At 68.3% G+C, this 16488-nt stretch carries 19 protein-coding genes and 1 pseudogene; 8 read left to right on the top strand and 12 right to left on the bottom strand.

The genetic code is table 11. The features are described from left to right. Positions 1-100 precede the first annotated feature (100 nt). Both NF20_RS23240 and NF20_RS23235 read right to left on the bottom strand, forming a co-directional pair. The gene (locus tag NF20_RS23240; protein WP_003879065.1) at positions 101-649 is read right to left on the bottom strand and encodes a Dps family protein; all 549 of its coding nucleotides are present in this window, start codon (positions 647-649) and stop codon (positions 101-103) included. 88 nt (positions 650-737) lie between these two features. Further along, positions 738-1652: a DNA-3-methyladenine glycosylase family protein gene (locus tag NF20_RS23235; protein WP_033712349.1), complete on the bottom strand. Its 915-nt coding sequence runs from the start codon at positions 1650-1652 to the stop codon at positions 738-740. Between the two features lie 60 nt (positions 1653-1712). Between NF20_RS23235 and NF20_RS23230 the strand changes: the two genes are divergently transcribed. Next, on the top strand, positions 1713-2114 hold the full coding sequence (locus NF20_RS23230; RefSeq protein WP_011726492.1) for a nuclear transport factor 2 family protein: 402 nt from the start codon (positions 1713-1715) through the stop codon (positions 2112-2114). Positions 2115-2116: 2 nt separating this feature from the next. Here the strand turns inward: NF20_RS23230 and NF20_RS23225 are convergent, their stop codons facing one another. The 3 genes from NF20_RS23225 to NF20_RS23215 all read right to left on the bottom strand — a co-directional run bounded on the left by NF20_RS23225 (position 2117) and on the right by NF20_RS23215 (position 4243). Further along, a complete protein-coding gene (locus NF20_RS23225; protein ID WP_023864822.1) occupies positions 2117-2497 on the bottom strand; it encodes a DUF427 domain-containing protein in 381 nt (126 codons plus the stop codon). A 223-nt stretch (positions 2498-2720) separates the two neighbouring features. Beyond that, a complete protein-coding gene (locus NF20_RS23220; RefSeq protein ID WP_033712348.1) occupies positions 2721-3740 on the bottom strand; it encodes an NAD-dependent epimerase/dehydratase family protein in 1020 nt (339 codons plus the stop codon). Continuing rightward, positions 3737-4243, bottom strand: a complete 507-nt coding sequence (locus NF20_RS23215; protein ID WP_009979794.1) for a nuclear transport factor 2 family protein — start codon at positions 4241-4243, stop codon at positions 3737-3739. The genes NF20_RS23220 and NF20_RS23215 overlap by 4 nt, the downstream gene beginning before the upstream one ends. Before the next feature lie 128 nt (positions 4244-4371). Between NF20_RS23215 and msrA the strand changes: the two genes are divergently transcribed. Next, entirely contained in the window at positions 4372-4887 is a 516-nt protein-coding gene (msrA, locus tag NF20_RS23210) for a peptide-methionine (S)-S-oxide reductase MsrA (protein WP_003874215.1), read from the top strand. Between the two features lie 12 nt (positions 4888-4899). Here msrA and NF20_RS23205 read toward each other — a convergent pair whose 3' ends face one another. Continuing rightward, positions 4900-6216 (bottom strand): cytochrome P450, encoded by a 1317-nt coding sequence (locus NF20_RS23205; RefSeq protein ID WP_033712344.1) that lies wholly within the window; start codon positions 6214-6216, stop codon positions 4900-4902. A gap of 139 nt (positions 6217-6355) precedes the next feature. Between NF20_RS23205 and NF20_RS23200 the strand changes: the two genes are divergently transcribed. Both NF20_RS23200 and NF20_RS23195 read left to right on the top strand, forming a co-directional pair. Further along, on the top strand, positions 6356-6961 hold the full coding sequence (locus tag NF20_RS23200; RefSeq protein WP_033712343.1) for a TetR/AcrR family transcriptional regulator: 606 nt from the start codon (positions 6356-6358) through the stop codon (positions 6959-6961). 106 nt (positions 6962-7067) lie between these two features. Next, complete coding sequence (locus NF20_RS23195; RefSeq protein ID WP_003879062.1) at positions 7068-7280, top strand: TOBE domain-containing protein; 213 nt, start codon at positions 7068-7070, stop codon at positions 7278-7280. Positions 7281-7357: 77 nt separating this feature from the next. Here NF20_RS23195 and NF20_RS23190 read toward each other — a convergent pair whose 3' ends face one another. Both NF20_RS23190 and NF20_RS23185 read right to left on the bottom strand, forming a co-directional pair. Beyond that, positions 7358-8248 (bottom strand): alpha/beta fold hydrolase, encoded by an 891-nt coding sequence (locus NF20_RS23190; protein WP_003874219.1) that lies wholly within the window; start codon positions 8246-8248, stop codon positions 7358-7360. Positions 8249-8277: 29 nt separating this feature from the next. Continuing rightward, positions 8278-9507, bottom strand: coding sequence for a sulfotransferase family protein (locus tag NF20_RS23185; protein WP_033712342.1), 1230 nt, complete (start codon positions 9505-9507; stop codon positions 8278-8280). A 28-nt stretch (positions 9508-9535) separates the two neighbouring features. Between NF20_RS23185 and NF20_RS23180 the strand changes: the two are divergent. Then, a pseudogene (locus tag NF20_RS23180) lies at positions 9536-10110 on the top strand (TetR/AcrR family transcriptional regulator). After that, positions 10107-11219, top strand: coding sequence for a DUF1214 domain-containing protein (locus NF20_RS23175; protein WP_019733140.1), 1113 nt, complete (start codon positions 10107-10109; stop codon positions 11217-11219). Before NF20_RS23180 ends, NF20_RS23175 begins: the two are co-directional and overlap by 4 nt. 81 nt (positions 11220-11300) lie before the next feature. On the opposite strand, the gene NF20_RS23170 is transcribed toward NF20_RS23175, so the two are convergent. Both NF20_RS23170 and NF20_RS23165 read right to left on the bottom strand, forming a co-directional pair. Continuing rightward, the gene (locus NF20_RS23170; protein WP_019733141.1) at positions 11301-12401 is read right to left on the bottom strand and encodes a fatty acid desaturase family protein; all 1101 of its coding nucleotides are present in this window, start codon (positions 12399-12401) and stop codon (positions 11301-11303) included. A gap of 12 nt (positions 12402-12413) precedes the next feature. Then, entirely contained in the window at positions 12414-13508 is a 1095-nt protein-coding gene (locus NF20_RS23165; RefSeq protein ID WP_019733142.1) for a ferredoxin reductase, read from the bottom strand. A 97-nt stretch (positions 13509-13605) separates the two neighbouring features. Between NF20_RS23165 and NF20_RS23160 the strand changes: the two genes are divergently transcribed. After that, positions 13606-14253 carry a TetR family transcriptional regulator gene (locus NF20_RS23160; protein ID WP_011726501.1) on the top strand — a complete coding sequence of 216 codons (648 nt, stop codon included), beginning with the start codon at positions 13606-13608 and terminating at the stop codon, positions 14251-14253. Positions 14254-14288: 35 nt separating this feature from the next. On the opposite strand, the gene NF20_RS23155 is transcribed toward NF20_RS23160, so the two are convergent. Further along, a complete protein-coding gene (locus NF20_RS23155; RefSeq protein ID WP_010950010.1) occupies positions 14289-14642 on the bottom strand; it encodes a hypothetical protein in 354 nt (117 codons plus the stop codon). 65 nt (positions 14643-14707) lie between these two features. Continuing rightward, complete coding sequence (locus NF20_RS23150; protein ID WP_019733143.1) at positions 14708-15313, bottom strand: GNAT family N-acetyltransferase; 606 nt, start codon at positions 15311-15313, stop codon at positions 14708-14710. Between the two features lie 51 nt (positions 15314-15364). Between NF20_RS23150 and NF20_RS23145 the strand changes: the two genes are divergently transcribed. Further along, positions 15365-16471 carry a F420-dependent hydroxymycolic acid dehydrogenase gene (locus tag NF20_RS23145; protein ID WP_019733144.1) on the top strand — a complete coding sequence of 369 codons (1107 nt, stop codon included), beginning with the start codon at positions 15365-15367 and terminating at the stop codon, positions 16469-16471. The last annotated feature ends 17 nt before the right edge of the window (positions 16472-16488 follow it).

The raw sequence follows: 16488 nt of genomic DNA, 5'->3' as shown, positions 1-16488 counted from the left end.
CCCGGTATAACCGGACTACGGTCCACTTATTCCTGAGGGGCCGGACGCGCGATCGCCCCGGCGCTGTGCCGGGGCGATCCGTCGTTCGCTGCGGGGTGGGTCAGGATTTGCCGCGCGCGCTCTGCGCGGCGGCGCGTTCGGTGCTTTTGCCCTTGTGCGCCAACTGCCCGCCGGCGCTTTCCAGGTGTGCCCGGACGAACCATTGGAACTTCTCGAGCTGCGCCGCCTGCCCGATCAACAGGTCCTGGGTCACCTGGTCGAGTTCGTCCGTCTCGTCGATGTATTGGCGGATGTCTTCGATCACCCCGTTGTAGACGAGATCGAGGGCGGCCAAGTGCGCCTGGACGGTGTCGCGGCCCACCGAGTAGTCGTCCCACGACCGGTCCTTGATGATGGCTCCGGGCGTGCCCTGCGGCGAAGCACCAAGCGCCGCAATGCGTTCCGCGACGTCGTCGGCGAAACCGCGGACCGCCTCGACTTGCGGGTCGATCATCTCGTGCACGCCGATGAAGTTGGGGCCCACCACGTTCCAGTGAATGTGCTTGAGCGTCAGGTGAAGATCGTTGTAGGTGCTCAGTTGCTTTTGCAGCAGTTCGGTGAGCCGCGCCGCCTGCTTGTCGGTCAATCCCGGAATTGTGAACTCACTCATCGCTTGTTCCTGGCTTCCTTCCCTCGGTTCGCACTCGGTCACTTGGGCTGTCGAGTACCCGATGCCAAGGTGCGAAAAACGCCGCGAATCAAAGCGAGTGGATTTGCTGGACCGGAAGCCGCGGCCCCCGCCGGGGTTCACGAGCCAGCCCGCTGGCTTCGAGCAACCGGACCACCCGCTGGCGATGCGGCCGCATCGGCTCCAGCAATTCGAGCATGCCAGCGTCGTCGACGGGACGGCCCAGCAGCGTCCAGCCGACCATCTTGGGAATGTGGTAGTCGCCCACCGACACGGCGTCGGCGTCGCCGAAGGCCCGTTGCGCCGTCTCGGCGGCGGTCCACTCCCCCACCCCCGGCAGCGACGTCAACGCCGCGCGCGCCTGCGCGGCCGGCCGCGACACCAGCCGTTCCAGCGAGGCGGCGCGCCGCGCACAGGTCACCACCGTCTGCGCCCGCCGCGGGTCGACGTTGGCGCGGTGGAACTCCCACGACGGGATGCTGCGCCACGCCTGCGCCGAGGGCGGGACCATCATCCGCTCCGGCGCCGGTCCCGGCGCCGGCGTGCCGTACTTCGACACCAGCACCCGCCAGGAGCGGAACGCGTCCGCGCCCGGCACCCGCTGCTCGATGATCGCCGGGATCAGCGCTTCGAGCACCAGCCCGGTGCGGCCCAGCCGCAGGTGCGGGACGCGCCGCTGCGCGGCGGCGACCGTCGGATGCCGCGGCACGAAGTCCGAGGCGTCGTCCTCGCTGCCCAGCATCGCGGGCAGCATGTCGACGAACTGCGCCGCGCCGGCTCCCCACGCCACACACTGCACGGCGTTGGTCCCCGCGCGGCTGATCCGGGCGGTGACCGGGCCGGTGGGCAGCAGGCTGGTCCGCCAGATGGAGCCGTCGCCCGGGGCCAGGAAGCAGGGATCGCCCAGGCCGCGGCGGAGGGGCGCCAGGGTGTGCCCGAAGCTGACCGCTCCGGGAAACACCACGGTGCGCGCGCTGCTCTTCACCCGATGCTCTCCGATTTGCCCTGATTGACCGTGAACTGCGTGCCACGTCAATATTGCGGTGTGATGACGCCGTTCGATGATCCTCAGGGCGAACTGGCCTGGATGTTCTTACAGAGCACCACCGAGGGCGGCGATCTGGACGAGGGCTTCGCGCTGCTCAGCGACGACTTCAGCTACTGGACGCTCTACACCCGCGCGGCTTGCGACAAGGACACCTTGCGGCGGGCGATCGAGCGGCGCAAACAAGACCTGGAGCTGACCATCGACCTAGTGCGCTGTGTCAACGAGGGCGAGACGGTCGTGGTGGAGGCGCAGGCCGCCGGAACCACCTCCGCGGGCGTCGAGTACGACAGCCCGTTCGTGTGCATTTTCGACACCCGCGACGGGCTGATCGTGTCGATGCGCGTGTACAGCGACACCCGGGCGGTGGATAACGCGATGCCCGGATGGATCGGCTACTGAGCTCAGTCGGTCGAGATGCTGATCTCAGCCTTGTCGGGGTAGAACGCGGCGTGCCCGGCGATCGCCGCCACGGCGGGGTAGGGCTGCTCGTAGGTCCAGATCACGTCGTCGACGGTGTCGCCTGCCGAGGTGGTCACGCTGTAGTAGCTGGCCTCGCCCTTGAACGGGCAGTAGGTGCTGGTGTCGGTGCGGGTGAGCCGGTCCTGCGCCACGTCGGTGAACGGAATGTATTGCACCGCAGGCAATGTTGCTTCACGCAATTCCAGTGCGGCGGTGCTGTCGGCGATCAGCTCGCCGTTGACACGTACCTGCACCCGGCCCCGCGTCGGCTCGATGGTGATCGGGTGTCCCGCACTGGGCTCTTTGATTTCCGGGTGGGCCATGGTGGTTCCTCCTCAAGACGCCGGTGAGATGTGCAACGCCCATCCGCGCTTAACCCTTCCCGGTCAGCCGAACGCGCAGCGGTGGTATTGCGCCATGTTCGCCACCGCGGGCACAAGCGTCCGGTGAGCTGCAGTTCGACGTGTTCAATGGGCCCCGATACCGCCCGAGGCTAGTCGCCCGCGATGGGCCGCGGCGCATCCTGAACGGTGATCGGCGTGGTGTTCAGCGAGGAGTTGCGCTCTTACCCTTGGCATTTCGCATCGAGGCCCAGAACCGCGCCGCCTCGCGAATGGACTCCTCGACCGGGCGCGGCTGCCAACCGAGTTCGCGGACGGCCTTGCTGTGGTCGACGGGCGCCTCGGCGCGCATCATTCGCACCGAGGCGAGGCTGAGTTCGGCGTCCTTGCCGGTGAGCCGGGCGCGCAGATCGCCCAGTGCGCCAAGGGCATACAGCGTCGGGACGGAGATCGAGCGCCGCGGGGGCGGCACCCCGGCTTCGTCGGCGGCGATCCGCACCACCTCTTTGAGCGCGATCATCCGCTCGGAGATCAGGTACCGCTCGCCGACACGGCCGCGGTCGGCGGCCAGGACCATGGCCTTCGCGGCGTCGGTGACGCCGACGACTTCCAGCTGGATGCCCTCCATGGTGAACGGCAACTTGCCGAACACGGCCCCGGCGATGAAGGCGCCGTGCGGGGTGCGGCCCCAGTCGCCGCTGCCGTAGGTGGTCGACACGCACATCGCGACCGCGGGCAGCCCGGCCTCGGCCACATAGCGCATCACCAGGTTTTCGGCCTGCACGCGGGATTTGACGTAGTCGGACAGCCCGCGGGTGCCGATGACGTCGTCCTCGGTCGCCACGTGCCCGCGCCGTCGCCCGACCGTCGCGTAGGTGCTGGTGAAGATGAACTTGCGCAGCTCAGGTTGGGTTACGGCCACATCCAGAACGTTGCGCAGCCCTTCGACATTGGTGCGAAACAGCGGCGAGGTGTCGCGCAACCAGGCGCGGGTGTCGACCACGCAGTAGTAGACGTCGTCGACGCCGTCCATCGCCTCGGACAGCACCGCGGTGTCGAACACGTCGCCATGGAAGCGGGTCAGCGAAAGGTCGTCGATACCACGGGTATTGGCGCCGGCGCGCACCATCGCGCGGACCTGCGCCCCGTCGGCGACGAGCTGGCGGGTCACGTGCGAACCCAGAAAACCGTTGGCGCCGATGACCAGTTTGGGTTTGCCGCTCACTGCGCGCCCCCGTTCTGCCGCATCCACTGCGCGGCCGCGTCGTCGAGGGTGCCCAGCGTCTGCGCCTTGCGGCACCACTTCATCGCGGCGCGCAGGAAGCGCAACGGGTTGTAGACATCCTCCTGCCGCGACCACAGTCCGTCGCCGGCGTAGGTGATGATCGAGATGTTGGTCGCGGTGATGACGCTGCCGTCGCCGGGGTCTTTCATCGGGTTGTCGAGTTCGCAGATGATCCGGCCGCGCTCCTCGTCGACCACCGACCACAGCGACGGGAACGCGACCATGTGGCTGCCGGGATAGGTCGTCATGGTCCGCTTGATCCACTGGCGCACCTCGTCGCGGCCGTGCATGGTGCCGGCCGCGTGCTCGACGTACTCCACGTCGGGGGTGTAGTGCTCGACCCAGGCATCCCAGTCGTGCGATTGGGCCGCGGCATCGACCGTCGCTTCGAATTTCGCGAAGGCATCGACGAGCTCACTACGGGAGAATTGCGGGCTGCTCACGCCAAAACTAGAACACGTTCTACCGCAGTTTGTCGAGAGCTTTGCCTCGCGGGTGTATTCGATGGCCAACGTCAGGATAATCGGAGGGGGACTGCGGCCATTCGGCGAGAGCGAAACGAGGCGATGACATGACGAACACGCAGAAAGCGATTCTGGCCGGCGGGTGCTTCTGGGGGATGCAAGAACTCATCCGCAAGCAACCCGGCGTGGTGTCCACCCGGGTCGGCTACACCGGCGGTGACGTCCCCAACGCGACCTACCGCAACCACGGCACCCACGCCGAGGCCGTCGAGATCATCTACGACCCGGCGGTCACCGACTACCGGCAGATCCTGGAGTTCTTCTTCCAGATCCACGATCCGACAACGAAAGACCGGCAGGGCAACGACCGCGGACCCAGCTACCGCTCGGCGATCTTCTACACCGACGACGAGCAGAAGCGGATCGCGCTGGACACCATCGCCGATGTGGAGGCCTCCGGTTTATGGCCCGGCAAGGTGGTGACCGAGGTCAGCCCGGCCGGCGACTTCTGGGAAGCCGAGCCCGAGCACCAGGATTACCTGCAGCGCTACCCCAACGGGTACACCTGCCACTACATCCGCCCGGGCTGGAAACTGCCGCGCCGGGCTACCTCCGGTAGCTGAACCGCGCCCGGCTCAGCGCCGGTGCACCACGATCCGACCGCCGTGTTTGGGGGTGAAGGCCACGCCGCGGCAGTGCCAGGGCTCGTCCGGTGCGTCGGTGGTTTCAATGGTGAAGTGGCGCAACACCGTTCGTAGCACCACGTCCATCTCCATGTTCGCGAACGCCGCCCCGACGCACCGGCGCGTCCCGCCACCGAACGGGATCCAGGACAGCGCCGACGGCTTGTTGTCGATGAAGCGTTGCGGGTCGAACCGCCGGGGGTCGGGGAACACATCGGGGTTGTCGTGGATCTGCGCGATGCCGACGATGATCGAATAGCCGCGCGGGATCACCCATTCGCCGAGCCGGTACACGTCGGGATAGACGTGGCGGCCGGCGAAATCGATGACGGTCCTTGCCCGTTGCACCTCCAGGATCGCCGCCTGGCGCAGCTCGTTGCCGCCGTTGTCGGCCTCCTCGACCAGCCTCGCCAACAGCTCGGGGTGCCGGCTGATCCGCTCGAACGCCCACGCCAGCGTCGACGCCGTGGTCTCGTGCCCGGCGGCCAGCAGGGTCAACAGCTCGTCGCCGATCTCCTTGTGCGACATGGCCGCACCGTCGTCGTAGGTGCTGCGCAGCAGCAGCGCCAGCACGTCGGTCCGCTCGGCGAAGTTCGGGTCGGCCCGCTCCGCGGCGATCAGCCTCTCGATGACGCCGTCGTATTGGCGGCGCCACCTGTCCAGTTGACCCCACGGGCCGAACCGCGGGTAGCGCTGCGGCTTCGGCAGCGCCGCAAGCCGTGAACCCAGGGTGACCCAGGGCGGGATGAGCCGGCGCAGCTCGTCGAGCTCGGCGCCCTCGGCCCCGAAGACCGCGCGCAGGATCGCGTTGAGCGTGATCCGCATCATCGGCGGCAACGTCGGGAATGACTCGCCCTCCGGCCAGCCGGCCGTCTCGCGCAGCGTCTCCTCTTCGATGATGCTCTCGTAGTTCTTCATGCTCTTGCCGTGAAACGGCGGCGCCAGCAGCCGTCGCCGCCGGCGGTGGTCGTCGCCCTCGAGCCCGAACACCGAGCCGGAGCCGAACAGCCTGCTCAAATTGGGCTGGATGTTGCCCAGTTCGTCCGGGCTGGTGGTGAAGATCTGCTTGGCGAGCTGGGGATCGCTGACCATGACGACGGGCCCCCACATCGGCAGGCGCAGCGTGAAGACGTTGCCGTAACGGCGGGAAAGCCGTCGCATCATGGTTCGGCGCGACACGGCAAACCCGATGCCCTGCAACAGTTTCGGGCCTCGGACCGCGGGAGGCAGATGGACCGCGGCCGGCGGGGCGGTGGCTACTTCGCTCATGCATTGCTCCCAACATCTGCCCCGGGCCGGGGTTGGTACCGCGATGTACCACAGACCTTTCGAAGTACGGTACTCTGCAGTACCAAAGCTGACAAGATGCGTTTCGAACCGAGAGGGGGCGCCGGCCGTGACCTCAGCAATGACCGCAACGGATGGCGAGCCCGATCTCGGCGAGATCGATCCATTTCGGCTCCGATTGCTCGACGGTCTGGCCACCTCGATCGGCGAGCGCGGCTACCGCGCCAGCACCGTCGCCGACGTCGTCCGCTGCGCACGGACCTCCAAGCGCACCTTCTACGACCACTTCGCCGGCAAGGAAGAGTGCTTTCTCGAGCTGCTGGCGGTCGACATCGAGAAATTGGGGGCCAAGATCGCGGCCTCGGTCGATCCCGAGGCGGATTGGCGCGTGCAGATCCGCCAGGCGGTCGAGGCCTACGTGGGATACATCGAGGCGCGTCCGGCCATCACGTTGAGCTGGATCCGCGAGCTGCCCTCGCTGGGTGCGGCCGCGCGCCCGGTGCAGCGCCGCGGGCTGCAGTTGCTGACCAGCCTGCTGATCGACCTGAGCGCCAGTCCCGGATTCCGCCGCGCGCAGCTTCCTCCGCTGACCGCGCCGCTGGCCGTAATCCTGCTCGGCGGGCTGCGGGAGCTGACCGCACTTGCGGTCGAAGACGGAAAACCGGTCCGAGGAATCGTGGAACCGGCCGTGGATGCGTCCGTAGCTCTGCTTGGCCCCCGGCACTAGGCCCGTCCGCTCGCGTAAGTGGAAGTCTCCCAAGCCATTCCGGGCCGAGCCGGGTAGGGCTACGCTCACCGCAGATCCCGACCGTTGCGACATGGAGGTTCTTGCGATGCGGCTCTCGACCCGAAACCAGCTCAGGGGGACCATCACCGAGGTCGAACTCGGCACCGTGATGGCCGTGGTGAAGGTGACGCTGGACGGCGGCGACCAGGTCGTCACGTCGTCGGTCACCAGGGATGCCGCGACCGACCTCGGCCTCGAGGTCGGTAAGCCGGCGACCGTGTTCATCAAATCGACCGAGGTCACCATCGGCGTCGACTAGGGCGCGCGGCGCGTACCGCCCGGCACGCCACGACACTTACACCACGCACACGACACGCCGAAAACCGGCGCCGCAGTTTAAGTTTCGCGGCGCAGGAAGGCCCGCACCCGGTCCAGCACCAGATCGGGCCGCTGGTCGACGATCCAATGCCCGACGCCGTCGACCAGCTCCAGCTGAAAGTCATCGATCCGCTCGGCGTATCCGTCCAACAGGTCCGGGGTAAGCACCGGGTCCTCGGTGCCCGACAGCCAGCGCACCGGAACGTGCACGCGGGCGCCGTCGTACTCCCCGCGCATCCAGCTCAGCATCTCCCTGGTCTGAAACGACCGATACCACCGCGAGCCCGCCTCGGCGTGCCCCGGTTGGCGCATGCACTCGAGGTAGAGGCGGACGTCCTCCTCGGGCAGCGTGTAGCCGCCGCCGACCCAGGACCCCAGCAGCCGCACGAACCGGGAATCCGGGGTGCTGATCACCCGGGGGCCGATGACCGGCAACGAGATCGGGATCTGATACCAGAACCGCCACACATTGCGGATCGTCGACAGCGAGCGCTTCACGAACGGCGCCGAGGTGTTCACCCCGAAGAAGCCGGTCACCTTTTCCGGGTGGCGCAGCATCATGATGAACGCGACCGGTCCGCCCCAGTCGTGGGCCACCAGGTCGACCGACCGGACGCCCAGGCGATCGAGCACCCCGGCCAGGTCGTCGGCCATCTCGTCCTTGCGGTAACTCGACCGCGGCGCCGAGCTCCACCCGGCGCCGCGCAGGTCCGGGCACAGCACCCGGTAGCCGTCGGCGGCCAGCGGCCCGATCAACGCGCGCCATTCCCACCAGTTCTGCGGGAAGCCGTGTACCAGCATCACCGCCGGGCCGCTCGCCGGACCCGCGTCCGCGACATGGATCGTCACGTCGTCTCCGAGATCCACGTAGCGGTGTTCGACGCCGTCCAGCTCGGGCATGGTGACCATGTGTTGAGAAGGTAGCCGCCGGCGCGGGATTAGGCCAGGAACCGCTCGACGTAGGGGGCGAAACGCTCGCGCAGGCTGTCCTCGTCCAACCCGAACATCTCGTAGGACGTTTCGACGTTGCCCAGCCGGCCGCGGCGGTGACCCGCCAGGTAGTCGGCGACGTCCGCGCGCGCGTCGTCGGTGAACGGCTCGCCCGCCAGGGCGTACACCCGCTCGGCCACGCCGAGTTCGTCGGCCATGAAGTCGTCGAACCGGATGTCGATCGAACGGTCCGGACCAATGGTGTCGCGGTCGCGGACCAGCGCGGCCAGCATCTGCCCCAGGCGGTCGATCCAGGACTCGGCGATCTGGCGCACCGGCACCGGCGAGCGGTGCATGCGGGCTGAGTAGGTGATCATCGCGATCATCGACAGCGCCACCGGCACCGGGTCGCGGTGGGTGAACACCACGATGCTGTCCGGAAACACCCGATCGAGCACCGGCACCTGCTCTAGATGCTGGGGCGACTTGAGCAGCCAGCGCCGGCCGCAGCGCAGGAACTGCATCGCCCGCAGCTGGGTGGCCAGATATTCGTAGTGCGGCGTCTGATCGTGGGCCTGGTAGTAGGCGCGCCAGCGCGGCGCCTCGGCGAGCGTCTCCAGCAGCATGGTGGACACGTCGTTGGCCAGCAACTGGATCTCCTCGTGGACGTGATCGGTGGTCATCTCGTGCATCAGCGCGAAATGCGGCATCACCGTGTTGATCACCCCGACCGCGACGTCCATCCGGGTTCGCCGCGGATCCGGTTGCACGCCAACCTCATTGGGCATCGGAAACGGCTCCACGCTTTCCCAGTAGGGCATGGTGCGGAAGGTGGGTGGCGCGGCCAGCAGGTTGTGCAGGTGGGTGGTGCCGGTGCGGGGCAGCCCGGCGATCACCACCGGGGAGCGCAGTTCGATGTCGTGGATCTCGGGATGACGCTTGAGCAGGTCGGTCAGCAGCAGCCGGTTCTTGAGGATCTGCAGCAGCTGACCATAGAAGTTGACCGTCCCGGCGGCGTGCAGCCCGTCGATTTCGCGCAGCGCGGTCAGGTAGACCTCGAGGCGCTCCCGGTAGTCGTCGGGCCCGAAGTCGTGCAGGCCGGTGTCGGCGCTGGCCTGGGTGTGCAGCGCGTCGGCATCCAGCGGGCACTGCGGGGCCATCGCGGCCATCATGTCCAGGATCTGTCGGCCCTCGGCGCTGAACTGCGGCTCGGCCAGGTCTTCGAGGCGAACGGTCACGCCGACTTATGTTACTCTTAGTTTCGTAATGGTAGTGGATTTTGGCCGACCCCGTGATCCCCGGATCGATGCCGCGGTGCTGCGCGCGACGGTGGAGCTGCTGGCGGAGACGGGCTATCCCGGGCTGCTGGTCTCCGCCATCGCGCAGCGAGCCGGCACCAGCAAGCCCGCGATCTACCGCCGCTGGCCCAGCAAGGCGCACCTGGTGCACGAGGCGGTGTTCCCGGTCAGCGCCGACACCGCCATCCCCGACACCGGGTCGACGGCCGACGACCTGCGCGAGATGGTGCGCCGCACAATGGTTTTCCTCACCGCCCCGGCCGCCAAGGCCGCCCTGCCCGGGCTGATCGGCGAAATGCCGCCGATCCGAGCCTGCATTCGGCGCTGCTGGAGCGGTTCGCCGGCGCCATCGGCGGCGGCCTGGCCGACTGGCTCGCCGCCGCCGCGGCGCGCGGCGAGGCACGGCCCGACGTCACCGCCGCCGAACTGGCCGAGACCATCGCGGGCGTCACCTTGGTGGCCCTGCTGACCCGCCCCAACGAGCTCGACGACGCGTGGGTCGATCGCACCACCAGGTTGCTCCTGAAAGGAATCAGCGCATGACGCACGAATCGACCACCGCATGGCGGGAATTGCTGGCCGCCCTGGGCGAGCTCGACCGCTCCTTCCTGGAGGGCGACCGCGCGGTCAGCGACGACCGGCACATCGCCGACGGCTACCGCATGCTCGCCACCACCCTGGGCGTGGCGTTCGACACCTACCTGTTCCCCGAGCCCGACCGGCCGCAGTTCGTCGCGGTGAACACGCCGTTTCGCCGCGACCGGCGCTGGGGCGGCGACAACACCGACGCCTACTACTTCATCTGCCCGGTGGATCCGAAGCGCCGGTACCGGATCAGCGGCAACAAGGGTGACAGCGTGTACTTTTCGGTGACCGCCTACAACGAACCGTCACTCGGGGCGTGGTCGGACCGGGTCGTCGCGATCGTCCGCGACAGCGACCTGGACGTCGACGCCGACGGCAACTTCTCCTTCGAATTTCCCCCGACACCCGATGCGGCGGTGCTGATGACCCGCGACTACCAGGCCGACCCGCTGACCGGGCGCCCGGTGACGTGGCGAATCGAGGCGCTCGATGAGCCCGCGCCGATCCGGCACGGCGACGCCGAGACCGCCGCCCGGCTGCGCGCGGTCGCGACCTGGCTGCGCACCATGTTCGCCATCGTCCCGCTGGCGGTCGGCAACCGGGTTGACGACCAGCACGCGCTCGGGCACGAAACCGCCCACGCCGCAAACGCATTCGCCGACCCCTACCAGGTGCCCGACGCCAACTTCGGCTGGTCGGCACGCGATGCCTGCTACTCCTACGGCAGTTTCGTGCTCGACGACGACGAGGCCCTGGTCATCACGCACCGGCCCCCGTCCTGCCGGTTCTGGAACATGGTGGTGTGGAACCAGTTCATGGCCACCTACGGCGCCGCGGAGGGCCCCGACGCCCGGTGCTCGATCAACGGCCACAGCGCCGTCGCCAACAGCGACGGCACAGTGACCATCGTGTTGTCCGGCGACCGCACGCCGCACCCGAATTCCGTTACCACGCTGGGCTATCCGCGCGGCAACCTGGCCTTCCGGTGGTTCCTGGCCGATGGCGTGCCCGCCCGGCCCGAGGTGGAACTCGTCAAGGCCGCCGACGCCCCGACGGCGGTGCGCTGAGCCATCCCGTTGCGCCGAGCGTGGGGGCTGTGTAGGCGAGACGTCCGCAATCCGTACATGGCCCCCACGCTCGGGAGTCGCTCAGGCGGCCACCGGCTCGCGGTCGGCGGGCTTGGCGGCGCCGGGGACCCACGCGTCCGGCAACGACAGCTTGACGATCTTGCGCACGACGGTGCCGAACTGACGCAGCAGCGGCCCGCGGTTGTACGCGACGCCGTAGCGTTGGCAGATCGCCTGTACCTCCGGCGCGATCTCGGCGTAGCGCCGGGCCGGCATGTCGGGGAACAGGTGGTGCTCGATCTGGTGCGACAGGTTGCCGGAGAGCAGATGAAACAGCTTGCCGCCGGTCAGGTTTGCCGAGCCGAGGATCTGGCGGAAGTACCACATGCCGCGCGACTCGTCCTGCGTCTCTTCGACGGTGAATTCCTGTGTGCCGTCCGGGAAGTGGCCGCAGAAGATGATCATGTATGACCACACGTTGCGGATCAGGTTGGCGGTGAGGTTGCCGGTGAACACGAACGGCGCGAAGGGCCCGGCCAGCAGCGGAAAGGCGACATAGTCCTTGAGCGTCTGGCGGCGGGTCTTCTGCCAGATTTCGCGCAGCACCTCGCGCTTGTCCGCCAACCGGATCTCTCCGGAGCGGATACGTTCGGTTTCCAGCTCGTGCAGCGCCACCCCGTACTGGAACAGCACCATCAACAGGAACGCGTAGAGCGGGTTGCCGAGGAAATACGGCTGCCACGGCTGGTCTTCGCTCATCCGCAGGATCCCGTACCCGATGTCGCGGTCCATGCCGACGATGTTGGTGTGGGTGTGGTGCATGTAGTTGTGCGAGTGCCGCCACTGGTCGGCCGGGCACGCGGTGTCCCATTCAAAGGACCGGCCGCTGATCGCCGGGTCGCGCATCCAGTCGTACTGGCCGTGCATGACGTTGTGGCCGATCTCCATGTTGTCCAAGATCTTCGACAGGCCCAGCATGGTGGTGCCCAGCAGCCATGCCGGGGGCAGGAAGAGCAGGGCGCGGCCACCGACTTCCAGCGCGCGCTGCGCCTTGATGACGCGGCGAATGTAGTCGGCATCCTTTTCGCCGAGGTCGGCCATCACCCGTTCCTTGAGGGCGTCGAGCTCACGGCCGAATTCCTCGGCCTGTTCGGGGGTCAGGGTTATCTTGTTGTGTGTCACGGTTTTTACTCCTCAGAGGGACAGGTCCACGTCACCGACCGGAACGGACACGCAGATCTGCACGTCCTCATCGGGAGCGGTCGAGACCGCACCGGTGACCAGGTTGCGCACGGTACCGGCGGTTTTGCGCCGCGTGCAGGTGTGACAGATGCCCATCCGGCACCCGTTTTGCGGGGACAGTCCGGCGGCCTCGGCCTGCTCCAGCAACGACCGCCCGTCGTCGACGACGTCGACGCCGCTGTCGGAGAACGTGACTCGTCCGCCGGACGGGTCGGCCGGCGCCTCGAGCACCGGCGGAGTGAAGCTTTCGGTGTAGACGTTGTCGCAGTGCTCTCGGACGGCATCGACCAAAGATGTTGGGCCGCAGACGAACACCGCATCCGGTGCGGGCATCGCGGCGGCCAGGTGATCGGGCCCGAAGCGCCCGGAAAGGTCGCCGCCCGCGGATCGGGTGTACCCGTGCAGCACCCGCACCGACGGCAGCGCGGCCAATTCGTCGCGGTAGCAGGCCTCGGCGGGGGTCGGCGCGTAGTGAATGAAGGCGATCTCGCCGCGATGCCGCTGGGAAACCAGGGTGCGCACCATCGCCATCACCGGGGTGATACCGCTGCCCCCGGAGACGAACAGGACGCGCCGCGGGCGCGGGTCCGGCAACACGAAATCGCCGCCGACGCCGGCCAGGCCGACCACCATGCCGCGTCGGGCGTGGTCGTACAGATGGTTCGAGACCAGCCCGCCGTCGTGCCGGCCGATGGTCAACTCGAGGGTGGCCGCGCCTTCGCGGTTGGCCGGCGAATAGCAGCGGGTGTGCCGGCGCCCGTCGATCTCCACGGTGAGGTTGACGTACTGGCCGGCTGTGACGGTATGGCTGGACAGGAAGGTGTCGTTGGGCTCCAGGGTGAGCGTGACGCTGCGCGGCGTGGTGCGGCGCACGTCGGTCACTTTGGCGCGGGCCTCGCCCAGCGTCCACGTCGGTGCCACCAGCTCGGTGTAACGATCGACGCCGTGCGGACCGGTCAGCAGGTCGAGCAGCTCCGAACCCAGCACCCGCTGCCGCACGGTCCGCGCGAGGACCCGGCCGGAAGCCTGAACGGTTTGAGTGAACATATGTACACCGTTGCTCCGCCCCGGCCGAGCAGTCAAGGGTTTACTGCCCGTATGTGGTAGGGTTCACACAGTGAACAGCCGTACTCCTAGCTCACGGGTGCGCGGCTCCGGACGTGAGCGCTCCCGCGAAAGCCAGTCGCGGGAAGAGCGCAAGGAGGCGACCCGTCGCGCCATCATCGCCGCCGCCCTCAAGCTGCTGCAGGACCGCAGTTTCTCCAGCCTGAGCCTGCGCGAGGTGACCCGAGAGGTCGGGATCGTGCCGGCGGCGTTCTACCGGCACTTCGAGTCGATGGAATCCCTGGGCCTGGTGCTGATCGACGAGTCGTTCCGCAGCCTGCGCGACACCCTGCGCGACGCCCGGGCCGGCAAGCTCGACCCGAACCGGGTGATCGAGTCATCGGTGGAGATCCTGGTGGCCAGCGTCGCGGACCGGCGCGAGCATTGGCGGCTGATCGCCCGCGAGCGCAACAGCGGGCTGTCGGTGCTGCGCTACGCCATCCGCACCGAGATCCGGCTGATCACCTCCGAGCTGGCCACCGACCTGGCCCGGTTTCCCGGCCTGCACGAGTGGACCACCGAGGACCTCAACGTGCTGGCGACCCTGTTCGTCAACGCGATGATCGTCATCGCCGAGGCCATCGAGGATTCGCAGAGCGCCGAGGCGCGCGAGGACATCCGCCGGCTGGCCGTCAAGCAGTTGCGGATGATCGCCACCGGCATCGCCGGCTGGCGCAGCACGCCCTAGATCACGTCGGCTGCAGTAAACATGCGAGCACTGACTTACTCGTCGACGACGTCGTACAGCGAGTCGCCGTCCTCGGGGGTGCCGTCCACCTGGCCCCGGTGCGCGCGCCGCGGCAGGTCGTCCACCGGCTCGATGGCGTCGGGCACGTCGGGCTCCTCGGCGGCCAGCCGGTCGTCGAGGGACTCGCCCTCGCGTTCCTCCCCGGCCGTCACGCCGAATCGATCCGCCTCGCTCCAGCCCTCCGGGGGATCGACGACGATGTCGCCGTCGTCGTTGCGCACCTCGTCCGAGTCGGTACCTTCGCTCGCGTTCAGGGTGTCACCCGGGCCGCCCTCCTCGGGAAGGTCGGCGGGATCCACCAGTTCGTCGCCTCGAGGGTTATCGCTCATGCCGACACGGTTGCCCGCCGCCCGGGGTGGTTAAACGGCGCGGCCGGCGCGCGTCGCGCCACGGATCACCGGGGCGGCCGCCACATCGCCCACATGCTCGGACCGCCGTCCGGCAGGACGATCTCACGGGTGACGGTGAAGCCGAAACGCTGGTAGTACGGGACGTTTTCGGGTTTGGTCGACTCCAGGTAGGCAGGGCAGTGCTCGGCGTCGCAGCGGTCCAGCCGTGACCTCATCAGGGCCTGACCGAAGCCCTGACCGCGGACACCGGGATCGCTGCCGATCACGGCGAGATACCAGTGCGGCTCCTCGGGGTGCACGCTTTTCATCAGCTCCTGCACCGCACGGCCGCGCATCGAACGCAGCCCGAACACCCGCAGGTAGGTCGGCGTCATCGCCAGCTGCGCGCGCGGGGTCTCCCGCCATCGGTGGGGCGGGTCCCACAACGCCGCGGCGCCGATCCCGGCGTCCGCGCAGGCCACCTCGACGCCGCCGCCGGGCAGGTGGTGGTGGCGGGTCATCGTCGCGAACACCCGGGACAGCCGCGCGATGCGCTTGCGCCGATCGGGGAACAGCCAGACCATCACCGGGTCGTCGTAGAACGCGCGGGCCAGCGTGGCCGACAGTGCGCGGATGTCGGCCCCGTCGGCCGGGCGGACCTGCGGGGTCATCCATCCGAGGCTAGTGCGTACCCGGTGTGTGTGAGGCCGACGGTGGCGGGTATGACGACGGGGGTGACCGGCATTTCGCGGCGAACGTTGGGGCGGCTGGCGGTCGGTGCCGGCGGCATGCTCGCGTCCGCGGTCGAGGCCTGCGCGAAGCCGAGCGCCGGGCACGGCCGATCCGGCGCACCGCCGGCGCCCGCGGGCAAGGGCGTCGGGTTTGTGCTCTCCCACGAGCAGTTCCGCACCGACCGGTTGGTGGCACAGGCGCAGGCGGCCGAACGGGCCGGCTTCACCCACGTGTGGGCCAGCGATCACATCCAGCCGTGGCAGGACAACGAGGGCCATTCGATGTTTCCGTGGCTGACGCTGGCGTTGGTGGGCAGCAGCACCAGCCACGTCTCGTTCGGCACCGGGGTGACCTGTCCGACCTACCGCTATCACCCCGCCACGGTGGCCCAGGCGTTCGCCTCGCTGGCAATCCTCAACCCCGGCAGGGTGTTTCTGGGAGTGGGCACCGGCGAGCGGCTCAACGAGCAGGCCACCACCAACGGCTACGGCAACTACACCGAACGCCACGACCGGCTGGCCGAGGCGATCGCGCTGATCCGCCAGCTGTGGAGCGGCTCGCGAATCTCGTTCTCCGGCCGCTACTTTCAGACGAATTCACTAAAGCTGTACGACGTGCCGGCCACCCCGCCGCCGATCTTCGTGGCGGCTGGCGGCCCGAAGAGCGCGAAGCTGGCCGGGCAGTTCGGCGATGGTTGGATCGCCCAGTCCGGCGACGTCACCAACCCAAAACTGTTGGCGGCCTTCGGTGCTGGAGCCCAAGCGGCCGGGCGTGACGTAGCGACCCTGGGGAAACGGGCCGAGATATTCGCCGTCGTCGGCGATGACGCCGTGGCCGCCCGCGCGGCCACGCTGTGGCGCTTCACGGCCGGCGCGGTCGACCAGCCGGATCCGGTGGACATCCAGCGGGCCGCCGAGTCCAATCCCACCGACAAGGTTTTCGGTGGCTGGACGGTCGGCACCGACGCGGGTCGGCACGTCGAGGCCGTGCAGCGGGTCCTCGACGCGGGCGCCGTTCCCTTCCTGCACTTTCCGCAGGACGACCCGATGGTCGCCATCGACTTCTACCGGGACAATGTCTTACCGAAATTGCGCTGAACCCGCTTAGGGCAACG

The organism is Mycobacterium sp. MAC_080597_8934, assembly GCF_000523975.1.
In the GTDB taxonomy this organism is placed as follows: domain Bacteria; phylum Actinomycetota; class Actinomycetes; order Mycobacteriales; family Mycobacteriaceae; genus Mycobacterium; species Mycobacterium avium.
The sequence above is the reverse complement of the archived record's forward strand: the minus strand, read 5'-3'. Positions and strand labels throughout refer to the sequence as shown.

Bases quoted from the DNA above. Each gene is read 5' to 3' on its own strand.
- NF20_RS23240 (WP_003879065.1), bottom strand. From the start codon at position 649: ATGAGTGAGTTCACAATTCCGGGATTGACCGACAAGCAGGCGGCGCGG.
- NF20_RS23225 (WP_023864822.1), bottom strand. From the start codon at position 2,497: ATGGCCCACCCGGAAATCAAAGAGCCCAGTGCGGGACACCCGATCACC.
- msrA (WP_003874215.1), top strand. From the start codon at position 4,372: ATGACGAACACGCAGAAAGCGATTCTGGCCGGCGGGTGCTTCTGGGGG.
- NF20_RS23205 (WP_033712344.1), bottom strand. From the start codon at position 6,216: ATGAGCGAAGTAGCCACCGCCCCGCCGGCCGCGGTCCATCTGCCTCCC.
- NF20_RS23200 (WP_033712343.1), top strand. From the start codon at position 6,356: ATGACCGCAACGGATGGCGAGCCCGATCTCGGCGAGATCGATCCATTT.
- NF20_RS23195 (WP_003879062.1), top strand. From the start codon at position 7,068: ATGCGGCTCTCGACCCGAAACCAGCTCAGGGGGACCATCACCGAGGTC.
- NF20_RS23190 (WP_003874219.1), bottom strand. From the start codon at position 8,248: ATGGTCACCATGCCCGAGCTGGACGGCGTCGAACACCGCTACGTGGAT.
- NF20_RS23175 (WP_019733140.1), top strand. From the start codon at position 10,107: ATGACGCACGAATCGACCACCGCATGGCGGGAATTGCTGGCCGCCCTG.
- NF20_RS23165 (WP_019733142.1), bottom strand. From the start codon at position 13,508: ATGTTCACTCAAACCGTTCAGGCTTCCGGCCGGGTCCTCGCGCGGACC.
- NF20_RS23155 (WP_010950010.1), bottom strand. From the start codon at position 14,642: ATGAGCGATAACCCTCGAGGCGACGAACTGGTGGATCCCGCCGACCTT.
- NF20_RS23150 (WP_019733143.1), bottom strand. From the start codon at position 15,313: ATGACCCCGCAGGTCCGCCCGGCCGACGGGGCCGACATCCGCGCACTG.
- NF20_RS23145 (WP_019733144.1), top strand. From the start codon at position 15,365: ATGACGACGGGGGTGACCGGCATTTCGCGGCGAACGTTGGGGCGGCTG.